This window comes from Shewanella violacea DSS12 (genome assembly GCF_000091325.1).
GTDB classification, from domain to species: Bacteria; Pseudomonadota; Gammaproteobacteria; order Enterobacterales; family Shewanellaceae; genus Shewanella; species Shewanella violacea.
On record NC_014012.1, the window covers coordinates 3,964,726 to 3,977,643 of the forward strand.

A 12,918-nucleotide genomic window follows, 5' to 3' on the forward strand; every position below is an offset into this window, starting at 1 on the left:
CTCTTTGGCTTATCACTAGGTTAAATAACCTGGGATCTTAGATTCATCGACCTCATCGATTTGCACCCCATGCATATATTTATGGGCATATTGCAGATACACCTTTTTACCTACAAAGATGCGAAACAAGTCTGGATCTATATGGCCATTGAGGCTAAATTTACCGAGAATGAACAGGGATTCGGATAAGGTTTTACCTGTCTTATAGGGCCTATCCCTGGCCGTTAAGGCTTCAAATATATCGGCAATCGCCATAATTCTTGCCTGTACCGACATATCTTCGCCGCGCAGACCTCTGGGATAACCTTTACCGTCCATGCGCTCATGATGCCCGCCAGCATATTCGGGAATATCTTGTAGATGTGCAGGCCAGGGCAAGGTTTCCAACATGCGTATGGTGACCGAAATATGGTTGTTGATAATTTTACGCTCATCCCCCGTCAAGGTGCCGCCACGGATCTGCAAGTTTTCCACCTCATTGTCTGTCAGAAATGCCTGGGTCACCCCCTTATAATCGACCCAAGTTCCACTGGCTATCGACATGACTCGATCTAGGTCTTCATCTTTCATGCGCTCACAACCTATGTTGGCATGGGCTAAGAAATCCCTGTCGCTTCTTAGGGACTCGAGCTCTAGGTGTAACTCCTGAGTCAATTGAGGTGATATGCTGTCTTGGGCAAGCTGCTTTAAATAACGAATTTCGGCGTCGCGGCCCAGAATTTCGAAACGCGCATCGATCAAGTCAATACGATCGAAAATAGTCTGTAACTTGGTCGCTTTCTCTATGACATGCACTGGGGTGGTGATCTTGCCACAATCGTGCAGCATGCCCGCTAACCAGAGCTCATGCCTTTCGTTTGCTGACATGGAGAAATCTTTCAAGGGTCCCTCCTCCATGCTTTGAACTGCATCGGCTAACATCATGGTTAACTTAGGCACTTGCTGGCAATGCCTGCCTGTATTGGCGGACTTTTCATCTATGCCTATATTGATTAAATTCACCAGAGATTCGAGAAGGTCTTCTAACTGTAAAATGAGTTCCTGATTGGTAATAGCTATGGCGGCCTGGGACGATAATGCCTCAATAAAAAGTTGATCTGTCGTTGAAAAGGCTTGAATTTCACCGGAGGAATTATCCATAGAGTTGACCAACTGCAGCACGCCGACTAATTCAGAATTATGATCCAACATGGGCACGGCTAACAGAGACTGGCAATGATAATCATAAACTTCATCGAACCTGCGCATCCCTGAGAAGTTAAAGATTGGCGTATCATAAACATGCTCAATATTAACTGACTCTTTACGGTTGGCGGCGTAGGCAACAACCGCCTCCAAATTAGGCTCACCATTGTCCAGAGCCAGGGGAATCGACCTCATCTTATCCGACTTCTCCCGACTGCCACCAAAATGCAGATCCAAAGAGGCATTGATAAGAATATCGAACTCAAGATATTTTTTATCAGAACTGACACGATAAAGCGTACCACCGTCGGCATTGGTGATAGTTCGCGCCGTATGTAAAATCCTCTCCAACAGGAACTTAATATTTTTGATATCGTTGAGCGCGATACTTAAAGTCGTAAGATGCTGTAACCTTTCTTTAATTTGTTTATTACTGAGTTCAGACATATTGAAAACCACATACAATAAGCGATTCGAACGTTAAACCAGACCCTATATCAAGGCACTTTTTTATTCCCCACCTTACTCATATAGTCCTAAAGCAAGATACAGTCAAACCCCAGCCCCCTTAGACACCAGTGAAATAAGCACTCTATTGTTAGGCAATATTTTAAGGAAGGGCATTCAGCAGAACTGAACAAATAACTGAACAAATAACTGAATAAAAAATGGAGAGTTAAAGTGAATAGCTAAGCTCAAAAATCCAGACGAAACAGGCTTAGCTAACACTCAAAATAGAATATTTAATTTCACACAAAAAAACTAACAGCTGAGATGAGCATCTTTGGAGTTATAAAGTCAGCTCATCAGCAATAGCCAATTGCGCCTTTAGGGTTACATTAGACTTTCTGGCTAAGTAACGAGTCCCTCAAACCTGCGCCGTGATAACTGAACTAGCCAAGATAAGCATAAGCTCATATAGTATAAAAACTTCGATAACATACCAAAAGGAAATGGCATGCAACTCTATATCGGCAATAAGAATTACTCTAGTTGGTCACTACGAGCTTGGTTAATGGCGGCTAAATCGGGTATAGATTTCGAAGAAGTCATGCTAAAACTCGATACTCCCAGCTTCTATCAACAACTAGAGGGGATCTCACCGACTTTAAGGGTACCAACCTTAGTCGATGGTGATGTCACAGTCTGGGACTCATTAGCCATCTGTGAATATCTCAATGATACCTATCTATCGGGTGCGGCCTGGCCCAATGAGCCTAAGCAGAAAGCCAAGGCCCGTTCCATAGCCAATGAGATGCATTCTGGCTTTAACGCTGTGCGTAATGAGCTGCCGATGAATATCCGAGCCACACGCTGTCTTCAGCTCAGTGACGCAGCGAAAAAAGACATTAAACGTATCGATGAAATTTGGTCACAGCAGATGCTTGAATATGACACTGCCGAAACTGGTGCTTGGTTGTTCGGCACCTGGTCAATCGCCGATATGATGTTCGCCCCGGTAGTCATGCGCTTTCGCACCTACGGCATCATAGTCTCAGATGCCTCCCGCCGATATATGGCGCATGTTGCAGAGTGCCCGACTATGCAGCGCTGGATAACGGACGCCTTAAAGGAAACTGATATCGTCGACGCCGACGAAGCTGGGGTTGAGCCCTAATTTAAACCATGGTTCAGCGATACTTGAGAGATATTCAATCAGTTAAACTAAATGATGAATGAGGCCATAAACTGGCCTCATTGTTAAGCATAAATAGCCCAAACAATCCGCTACCACAGCCACTGATTAGCAAGCTTAAAACTCTTCCCCTTCGAATTCCCCCAATCTGAGCTAACCTTAATGAGCCGTTTCATCATAGGTCACTGATTTATGAATAAGCCTTTGCACATATCATGTGTTTTTATACTCTTAGCATTTTTATCACCTAGCAGCTTCTCAGGCTCAGGTGTGACCTATACTCAGGGCGAAATAGCACCCAGATGGGATGGTTGGCAAGAATCACACTCGGGCACGGCTTATCGTCTCGCATACATCCACAATATTGAAATGAATGAAAATTTTTTAACCCGGTACAATATCGACTTTAATCTGGAATTTGCCTACCACCACTGGCAAGACTTTCTATATGCAGATAAGAACGGCGGCTCTGTTACTCCCACCCTCAAATACCTGCTCAATTTCAAGCACCTCACCCTCTATGTAGAGGCTGGCATAGGTGTCACTTACATCAACAGTCAATTCTATGCCGACCGCGACATGGGCTCTAACTGGCAATTTGAAGATAAGTTAGGTATCGGGGGGATCTTGTTCAAACATCATCAAATTGGCTTTTCTCTTATCCATTATTCCAATGCTAACTTCTACAACACCAATGATGGTCTAAACGCCATCGGCTTTAGCTACGGCTACTTCTGGTGAGTATCAGTTATCGAAGCAATGGCTTATAAATGTTAACCATTGAAATATTAGCCTGAGACATTAGTCTTTAAAATAGGTCTTGTCCGAGTAGTCATAGAGCCATTGAGGTCGATAGACCACCAGCAAGGTAATGGCCATGCCATTAAGCAGTGCCTCAGGAAAACCAAGCAAGGGGAGCAGCTATAATAGGTAGTTATCACTAAGAAAGGCCCAATCATCACTAGTGAATATTATAAGTTTAAACAATGATTTATAAGATTTTAGTCATTGCAATATTAATCTTTTAAATAGGTCTTGTCCGAGTAGTCATAGAGCCATTGAGGTCGATAGACCACCAGCAAGGTAATGGCCATGCCATTGAGCAGTGCCTCAGGAAAACCAAGCAAGGGGAGCAGCTATAATAGGTAGTTATCACTAAGAAAGGCCCAATCATCACTAGTCAATATTATAAGTTTAAACAATGATTTATAAGATTTTAATCATTGCAATATTAATCTTTTAAATAGGTCTTGTCCGAGTAGTCATAGAGCCATTGAGGTCGATAGACCACCAGCAAGGTAATGGCCATGCCATTGAGCAGTGCCTCAGGAAAACCAAGCAAGGGGAGCAGCTATAATAGGTAGTTATCACTAAGAAAGGCACAATCATAATCATAATCAGTGAATATTAGAAACTTAAACAATGACTTATAATACTTTAGTCATTGCGATATTAATCTTGAAAATAGGTCTTGTCCGAGTAGTCATAGAGCCATTGGGGTCGATAGACCACCAGCAAGGTAATGGCCATGCCATTGAGCAGTGCCTCAGGAAAACCAAGCAAGGGGATCAATAAGAGGTAGTTATCACTAAGAAAGGCCCAGTCATAATCTGCGCTCAACCAGAGCCAAGTCGCCCAAGATAAGATATGAAACACCATAGACAAGAAGCCATTGATAAATGCGCCGCAAAAGATATAAACCAATAAGTGATGGGGCAGATATTTAAATACCTGGCTATGCACCACAAAACATAAGAACAGAGGCAAAGCCGTTGCCAGCAAACCATATATGCCAAATTCGAACGGCAGCTTGAATATGAAGGTTGAAAAAAATAACACAGGCAATATTGAAATCACAGTCGCCATGCGCCAGCCGTACATCAACATCAGCACCACAAGCCCAAGAAAGTGCACATGTATACCTTGGACTAGGCTGGCATTGATAAGCCATAAACTATTAAGGGCTATAGCGACTAACAAGATTTGGTTTTGCTGCTGTTTATCACTTATCAGGGCGGTAAATTCATCTCTTGGCCAAATGAACCAAAGCCAAAACAGTAAGCCTACTATGGACAGTAATTGCCCTAGGCTATAGCTCCAGTCAATCTCGCTAATGACTTGAATCAAAAAATCCGTCATAGACACGCCCCTAAGTCCCTAAGTCCCTAAGTCCCTAATTCCCTAATTATCTTGCGACATAGCATGACTCAATGCATCTGCTGGAATAGAGTTAACTCACTGCTAGCCAATATAAATATATGCTATGTGGGTTTTTATTCCCATAAATATTGAGTCAATGATTGCAAGCTAGATACCCTATTCCGCTGCTATTCAGCTAGCTTTGGTATCATTAAACTGGATATTTTTATTGAGCAGATGTGAGTAACCAATGGAAACATTTGTAGTGGTTTTTTTGATGATCTATTTCGGCGATCCCAAGCTCAATGAGCAAGAGGAGCAAGTTCAGCAGGTTCAGCAGGTTCAGCAGGTTCAGCAGGTTCAGCAGGTTCAGCAGGTTCAGCAGGTTCAGCAGGTTCAGCAGGTTCAGCAGGTTCAGCAGGTTCAGCAGGTTCAGCAGGTTCAGCAGGTTCAGCAGGTTCAGCAGGTTCAGCAGGTTCAGCAGGTTCAGCAGGTTCAGCAGGTTCAGCAGGTTCAGCAGGTTCAGCAGGTTCAGCAGGTTCAGCAGGTTCAGCAGGTTCAGCAGGTTCAGCAGGTTCAGCAGGTTCAGCAGGTTATTGTGATAGAAGCTAAACCCAATCGGAACAAATGATGACTCTTATGAGTCATCATTTCAATCACGACTAATCTTAGGTTACTTACCCCAAGGATTAGTAGGATCTTGAGAAGGTGCGGGCTTATTGGTATTAGTACGCTTATTTTGCGCGTAACCATCTTGCGCCCTAGGCTTATCCTTGCCATAGCGAGGACGCCCTTGGCCCTCGTTACGTTTCATCGCCTCATAATCTGCCGTCGCCTTGGCTCGCATCTCGGCAACAAGCTCAAGGGTCAATTCTTCTGGCTTACGCGGCACGATACCATCGCCAAAACCACGCTCTCTGGGTTTGAGTTCAAATTGCGCCGAACTTCCCTTAGGCATACGTTTGAAACGATAAAGATAGAAGCCCTCTACCCGCTCTCTTGCCCACTCAGTCTTCTTAAAAAACTTAAGGCATGACGCCATAGTCGGATTAATATTGAAACACTCTAAACGCAGGGCAGCGTATAAAATCTTCCAATCGTAAAACGCCACTAACTCGGTGAGCATAGTGTCTAAGCTTAAGCCATGTAATGGGTTGTTCTGTTGCTGTTCAATCATGGGGTATCCAACTTGCAATTTGGGTCTCTAAGCTCTAACCACTCACTCTACATCTCACTCTAAGAGATAGATATTCATATCAAGAGCCATTCAATGGCTTAATAATAACAAGAAACTCAGCCAGACAGGTATAACTAAATGACTTTCTTGTCATGACTTTCTTGCCATTAAGGACATTGTTTACACTGCAGGCTTGAGCGACTAATTGATCACCAGATAAAAGCCTGCCAATAATAGAGTACTAAAACAGATCATAGTTCGTTTATTACCTGTAGCATACATACCTTAAGTACAGCCAACACAGGTTACTAGGTCAATGCAGGCAAATATTTGCTACCTTGATGTTATCTGCATAACTTAGCAGCCAGCTATTTAGCGGGCTAACTTTTACTCAGCCTCCTTACATACGTTTCCCCCAAACAAGCTAAAACTCTTAGATAATAGAGCGCTAGTTCAGATATGAATGACATAAAAAATCGAATAACAAGCGCTCTGAAAGCGCAATCCCTCCTTTAAAAATCAAGGCCCAGTAGTCTCAATTGATAAAAAGCCAAGGCACTAAAAGAATCAACTCCTTGTTAAGCAGACCAATCCATACTCTGGGGACGGTAAACTCGCTAGCGCTATGATGACAAAGGCATGATCTCGATAGCTCTGCTAAGTTATCGATAACATCAAGTTGGTTATTTATCTTGTTAATACTCTGGATTCTGGGTGCGATTTAAAACATATTATTGAGCGCAATACCTAAACCAAAACGAGTTTGGCTGTGATTATAATCGATCAGGCTATCACCATAACCGTTGAAGAAGGTCACATAGCCTTTCAGCTTGCCATACAATGGAGTTGTGAGGTTAACCTGCACCGCACCATTACTGGTTGAAAAGTTCTGACGTACTTTTACACTCAACTCATAATCACCGAAATCGTAACCCATGCCATATTCGGCATGCCCCATGTAATCAGCAATATCCGGGTTGTCATCGCCACCGGGATCTAGCGGGTCAGTTTTAGTATCCTCAGGTAAACGATACCAAGGTCTGACGTACCATACCCACTCCTCTTTCTCAAAAATCAATTCAGCGAAAACACGATTCCATGAACGAGATACTGGCCCAGAGCGACCATTCGATTGGTGCTCTACACCAAACATAAAGCCAGTATTGCTCTCATAGGGGTGCCAATCTAACGGCATCACATAAAACAGCTCAGGTTTGTAATTAGTTTCTCTAAATGGACTGGAAATATCGTCGGCATAAACCTGCCACCAAGCCTCAATGGTAAATGCGCCGTAGATCCTATCGCCTTCTACGAATAAAGAATTGTAGGTGAGAGGAAATTTAAGGCTCAATTGAAATTTTGCCTCAACATTCTTTAGGCCATCATTGAAGGCTTGCTCGCTAAGATATGCATCTGGATTAATCTCATTAGTGCTGTAAACCGGTAAGATATAATTCATTTTATGGGGCGTGAGCACAAAATCAGACTGCTCACTCTGCCTCTCTTGAACAATCCGCCTAGTGAGTGGTCCGGCTTTGATTTCTTTGCCAAATAAAGTAATAGTATCATCACGCGCTATAGAGGCTTCGGCCTTACAAATCCCCCTTATCTCACCGAGCGTCAACTCATCGGTGCCAATTTCAACCTGATGAGCAATACAGTCGTTCATTGAAGCGGCTTGAACCTGACTTATGCTACCGAGTAATAAAGATGCTATCCCTAAAAACTTGTAATTTAAACCTGCCAAAATAAGTTCCATATCATTGTTGATGACTGCACAGAATTAATGCACTTCCCACCGAAAAACAGCTTAAAAACCGCCTTCCCTACCTTAGATATAAGGCGTTAAAAGAGAGTGAAAACGCTATATATGTAGTGTGCATACTAAGTTAAGTTACAATACTTTCCAACAAGCCCGCAAAAATTTAACCTTCCATCAGCTAGGCTAACAAGCCGCACTCAATGGTCTTACTTCAAACCATTAGCATACTCGTCTATAAGTAAATTCAAGCATCCAGGATTTAATAGCTGAGTCAGAGCCATTTTCCTGCACTTTTATTGGCTAAATTAAATCCGATCCCTTTATCTATATGGCCAAGCCTAATCTTGCCCTGTATCATACGCGGCAGACTTTTAAGATGAAGATAAACAAGATGAGCAATGCCAACAAGCCAGCCACCAATGCGCTGCTAAAACAGGCCCACAACAACATGCCTATGGGCGTGGCCGATAGCTACCGTTACTGGGGTGAAGAAAACACTGTATTCGTTAAAAGCAGCCTGGGCTGTACGATTACCGATGCTGACGACCAGAAATTTATCGATTTCCGCCTCGCTTACGGGCCTATTATCTTGGGCTATCGCGATACCAGAGTCGATCAAGAAGTCATTGCTGCCATCACAGAGCGTGGCACCATTTCAGGTTTCTCAACCGATCTTGATTCTCAGGTAGTCGAACTGATGAAGCAGATGTGTCCGAACATAGAGAAGATACGTTTTGCCAACTCGGGTACGGAAGCTGTAATTGGCGCGGTACGTACCGCCCGTGGTTTTACCGGTCGCAATAAAATTGTGGTGGTTGAAGGCGGTTTTCATGGTCTATACGACGAGATGATGTGGAAATCAGATGTCGATAATTGGGACAGTGACACCCAAGCAGCGCCCAAGATTACCGCTTTTGGCTGTGGTATCCCTGAAGCGAGTCGTGAGCATCTGGAAACAGTGCCGCTCAATGATTTTGCCGCTATTGATGAAGTCTTTGCTCGTGTCGGCGATGATATCGCGGCAATAGTGATAGAGCCAATTTTAGGCAACTGTGGCAGCATCGCATCTTCCCAAGAATACATGCAGAAATTACGTGATATCTGTGATGCCAATGGCACCTTATTGATCATGGATGAAGTTAAAACGGGTTTCCGCGTAGCTAAAGGTGGCGCACAGGAACTCTATGGCATTTACGCCGATCTAACCACATACGCCAAGGCCATGGGCAATGGTTATCCGGTAGCCGCCTTCGGTGGTCGTAAGGATGTCATGGACGTGATCAGCTTCGGAAAAAATGGCGTCACTCATGGCGGCACTTATACCGCCAACATGATCGCCCTCAGCGCCGCTAAAGCGACACTGACGATTTTGAATGAAACCAATGCCTACGAGACAATTAATAAAGCTGGCGCGGATATTCAGCAGCTACTATCTCGGGTATTTACCAAGCACGGTATTGAACATAAGTTCGCAGGCCCAGATGCCATGTTCGGCATTCACTTTGGTAGCCAGGTACCCCATAACTATCGTGACTGGAAGAAGACCGATAGCCAGCTGTATACCGAGTTTGCCCTTAACTTGATTAAGAGTGGCATCATGCTGGAACCAGATTCCCGCGAGCCTTGGTTTATCTGTGAATCCCATAAAGACATAGATCTTGCCAAACTGGAACAGATTGCCGATGCCGCCATGGCAAAGGCCATAGCCGAACGCAAGTAAGGCTTAGCTTACAAGGCTAGGAAAAATAAAAGGGGCGAGCCATGATGTAATATGGCTCGCCCCTTTATTCGTTATTGCTGACATGTAATAGCCATCAAGCAACAGCTAATGACAAGCTTCACATCTATTTTCTTAGCTTGATGTAAAGCTCACCTTCACGGATTTCTAGTTCTTCGACACCATCGGCGAAAGCATTCCAGAAACCAGAATCACCAAACTCGCCCACCAGATTCACATTCTTCATATTGCCCAGCCAAGCATTGGGAATAGGAACCCCCATCAAGCTCACACCAACTAGCGCCACGACCGGACGACGGGAGGCATCCAGGTGAATATTCACCCCTGCGTTTACTCGTAGGATCCGCCCAGGCATCAGAGGAAAGTCATCAGGGATCGGCACTAATATTTTTGCACTAGCAAGATCATCGGAAAAATCGATAGCGACACGGCGAGAAAAATCTGGGTTTCTGCCAATCATAGCATTGACCTCTTTCTCACTAAATGTCACCTGGCGGTCCGTATTCAGCTCTCGATAAGGCTTAGGACTTAGGTCATCTTGTCTAGATTCAGCTGTCTGTGTATTGCTAATTTGAGAAGCCGTTATGGAATCATTTCTCACGCTAGTATCAGGCTGCCAACCTAATTTATTTAGTTTCTGGTCGAGTTGAACCGCTTCCTTAGCACTCAGAGTCACGGGAGATAACTCAGATGGAAAAATGTAGGTGCGAACCACGAAAAAGCTTATCCCCAAGGTGAGGATAATCGTTAAGAGTACAATCAAGAGCATTTGAACTCCCGAGAAACCACCCTGCTTACACTGCGCCGCACTCGAAATAGATATTGAACGTCCCATGGATTTACCTCTATGACTCCTAATTATGGGCGCCATATTAACCTCACCGCCAAGCAAAGAACAGGTACGCTGCCCCCACATGACCCATTTAGCTAAACGGCTTAGCCTGGGATACGCGAATATCCCACCCAGCCCCGCACTGACCAATCCCCTATCAATACACAAGTCATAGCCATGGAGATAAATGGTGTCTGCAAACCAAGAAGACTTAAGTGTGTATCTTATCTGTGTTAATGCTCCCAGATTTAATCAGATGATAAATGAGACAGAACTTTAATTACTTAGGTGTGTCTTAGATGTGCCATAGATAGACAAATAAGCAGACTAGCCGCTCTATGATCCCTAAGTGTTGTCAGCGAGAAAACGATCTAGAGTAAAGAGAGTAAAACCGATTGGGATATGGGACTGGTACCATATCCCCATAAGATGAAGCCAAGACTATGAACACAAGCATACGCAGAGCACTTATCCTGCTACTTTTAATTTGTATAGGTTATCTACTAACCCATACAAATTCATTCTCTCATATATATTTAGGTTCCATCTCTAAAACACAGATTCAACCGCTGCTGCACTGACATAGGAGTGACAAGCCTCTAGATAATCAGGCCGGCCTTCTAACATGATGATGGCTTTACCCTCATAACAAAGTGACATAGACAATGATGGCGGGATTGAAACCAGGCTATAAGAGTAGAGAATAGAGAATAGAGAATAGAGAATAGAGAATAGAGATTGGATACTTGAGACTTGAACTGAGAAATTAAGTCAGGGACCAAGACATTGAATTAGGTTTAAAAAGCCAATTAAGATGACAGAAATCTAGTACTCCTAAGTCATTAAAAGAGGCTCTATCTCAAGCCTCTGTTGATTCTTTAGTGCTTAGTCGGACCATTGCGTACCAGATCTTTCCCTGTATCGAAGATTTCTTGAGTTATCCAGCGTGCATGAAGCAGTTTGTTGTTAGCATCGAATACAGCAACAAAGTGACGTCCATCAGAGTTATTAGTAGCCATGCCGACACCCGCAACACCGTCTAGCCCCAAACCACCACTCTCTACAGACAGTAGAAAGCCTTCTAGATCTTCTAGGTTATCTATGACATCGAGTTCGTTATTCATTGGTATTCTCTTTATTTCTGCTTCGCCCACTTTTATCATGCCACTGGCATAGCGGCAAAGTCTCTACGGCAATATTTGGCGTACTTTACACATCATAGTTGAGGATTGGAACCGCGCAGAGACGAGTAAGCCTAGTTGAATGACAAAGAAAACGGCGCAGATATGTGCTTAGCTATGTTTAACACTCTAATCAAACGGCCCATAAGCTATAGATGCTGACTCTTACTACAGCTTAGAAGCTGCCAACACTAGAGACGTACAGTTTTACATAAGCAGGAACAAACCCGCAAACCACTGAAATTACTTAGGTTTAACGGGATTATTTAGACGGCCCATTAAAATAAACCCAAATAACCCTGTACATACTTTGATTATAAGGTACTATTTGTCTCGCAAAGCTGTACAGAGTTATTAATGAAACATAAGTAAAAAGTAAACCTTAGAATTTCTTCGTTATTGTTGTTATCCTAGTTTCCCTTATATTCATCGTACATTCAATAATTCACTTAGCAGCACGTCGCATATGCGATATTTTTATGAATTTAACTATAAGGGGCATAACATGTCTAATTCAACAACTGGTCTAGTAAAATGGTTTAACGAAGAGAAAGGTTTTGGTTTCATTACTCAAGACAATGGCGGCGATGACGTTTTCGTTCACTTCCGTTCAATCACTTCAGACGGCTTCAAGACTCTTGCTGAAGGCCAAAAAGTATCTTTCGAAGTAGAGCAAGGTCAAAAAGGCCTTCAAGCAGCTAACGTAGTTGCGCTTTAACTTTGTAAGTTGACGTAGATGGTCTCACGACCATTTACGTCATATTTTATTCAATGCTTAATCCATTTTGAATAAAACTGACACCCGAACTGCGAAAAACCTACATTTCTATCATCCGCTTATTTGCATATATCGTTACATTCCTCATTAACTTCGTTATAAATAAATATTAAACATCATAGATTTAGACTAATTTTAAGTTCGTACTTATCCTGTACTGCCATGCCGATAATAAAATACCAATATTTAGCTCATCAGCTGAAATTAATTTCGATCGGTATAAAAATCAAGCAAGCCACAGCCAATCAAAACCAATATAAAGGTAATCAATGAAAGTAAACTTCAATATTTTTAAAAATGAAATCTCTTGGAACGCATTAATTCATCAGTTAAATGGTGATGTACTATTACGTCATATTTTAATGAAAGGCAACATAGATAACAGGGATATAGAACTGTCCTATTGTGATGAAACCTGCCAAGGTAAGATCATTAATAGTGAAAATCAGCTTATCGGTAATTTTTCTATCTCCTGCTAGCAGCATTAATC

Annotated in this window: 12 protein-coding genes; 6 read left to right on the top strand and 6 right to left on the bottom strand. The window is 43.0% G+C overall.

Features of this window, described 5'->3' with window-relative positions; translation table 11 throughout:
• Positions 1-15 precede the first annotated feature (15 nt).
• Positions 16-1,632 carry an HD family phosphohydrolase gene (locus tag SVI_RS16540; RefSeq protein WP_041420039.1) on the bottom strand — a complete coding sequence of 539 codons (1,617 nt, stop codon included), beginning with the start codon at positions 1,630-1,632 and terminating at the stop codon, positions 16-18.
• Positions 1,633-2,143: 511 nt separating this feature from the next.
• Between SVI_RS16540 and SVI_RS16545 the strand changes: the two genes are divergently transcribed.
• Both SVI_RS16545 and SVI_RS16550 read left to right on the top strand, forming a co-directional pair.
• Positions 2,144-2,803 carry a glutathione S-transferase family protein gene (locus SVI_RS16545; RefSeq protein WP_013052766.1) on the top strand — a complete coding sequence of 220 codons (660 nt, stop codon included), beginning with the start codon at positions 2,144-2,146 and terminating at the stop codon, positions 2,801-2,803.
• A 288-nt stretch (positions 2,804-3,091) separates the two neighbouring features.
• The gene (locus SVI_RS16550; protein ID WP_231847741.1) at positions 3,092-3,562 is read left to right on the top strand and encodes an acyloxyacyl hydrolase; all 471 of its coding nucleotides are present in this window, start codon (positions 3,092-3,094) and stop codon (positions 3,560-3,562) included.
• 711 nt (positions 3,563-4,273) lie between these two features.
• On the opposite strand, the gene SVI_RS16555 is transcribed toward SVI_RS16550, so the two are convergent.
• A complete protein-coding gene (locus SVI_RS16555; RefSeq protein ID WP_041420040.1) occupies positions 4,274-4,960 on the bottom strand; it encodes an energy-coupling factor ABC transporter permease in 687 nt (228 codons plus the stop codon).
• 250 nt (positions 4,961-5,210) lie between these two features.
• Here SVI_RS16555 and SVI_RS20810 point away from each other — a divergent pair, with 250 nt between their 5' ends.
• Positions 5,211-5,591, top strand: a complete 381-nt coding sequence (locus SVI_RS20810) for a hypothetical protein (protein ID WP_013052772.1) — start codon at positions 5,211-5,213, stop codon at positions 5,589-5,591.
• Between the two features lie 42 nt (positions 5,592-5,633).
• On the opposite strand, the gene SVI_RS16565 is transcribed toward SVI_RS20810, so the two are convergent.
• Complete coding sequence (locus SVI_RS16565) at positions 5,634-6,137, bottom strand: VF530 family protein (protein WP_041420041.1); 504 nt, start codon at positions 6,135-6,137, stop codon at positions 5,634-5,636.
• A 721-nt stretch (positions 6,138-6,858) separates the two neighbouring features.
• On the bottom strand, positions 6,859-7,896 hold the full coding sequence (locus SVI_RS16570) for a phospholipase A (protein ID WP_041420042.1): 1,038 nt from the start codon (positions 7,894-7,896) through the stop codon (positions 6,859-6,861).
• A 379-nt stretch (positions 7,897-8,275) separates the two neighbouring features.
• Between SVI_RS16570 and SVI_RS16575 the strand changes: the two genes are divergently transcribed.
• Entirely contained in the window at positions 8,276-9,619 is a 1,344-nt protein-coding gene (locus SVI_RS16575; protein ID WP_231847743.1) for an aspartate aminotransferase family protein, read from the top strand.
• Positions 9,620-9,743: 124 nt separating this feature from the next.
• Here SVI_RS16575 and SVI_RS16580 read toward each other — a convergent pair whose 3' ends face one another.
• Complete coding sequence (locus tag SVI_RS16580; protein WP_041420043.1) at positions 9,744-10,472, bottom strand: arginine N-succinyltransferase; 729 nt, start codon at positions 10,470-10,472, stop codon at positions 9,744-9,746.
• Positions 10,473-11,347: 875 nt separating this feature from the next.
• Entirely contained in the window at positions 11,348-11,593 is a 246-nt protein-coding gene (locus SVI_RS16585) for a hypothetical protein (protein WP_041420044.1), read from the bottom strand.
• Positions 11,594-12,155: 562 nt separating this feature from the next.
• Here SVI_RS16585 and cspE point away from each other — a divergent pair.
• Positions 12,156-12,368 (top strand): transcription antiterminator/RNA stability regulator CspE, encoded by a 213-nt coding sequence (cspE, locus tag SVI_RS16590; RefSeq protein ID WP_013052780.1) that lies wholly within the window; start codon positions 12,156-12,158, stop codon positions 12,366-12,368.
• Positions 12,369-12,697: 329 nt separating this feature from the next.
• Positions 12,698-12,907: a hypothetical protein gene (locus tag SVI_RS16595; protein WP_013052781.1), complete on the top strand. Its 210-nt coding sequence runs from the start codon at positions 12,698-12,700 to the stop codon at positions 12,905-12,907.
• Positions 12,908-12,918 lie beyond the last annotated feature (11 nt).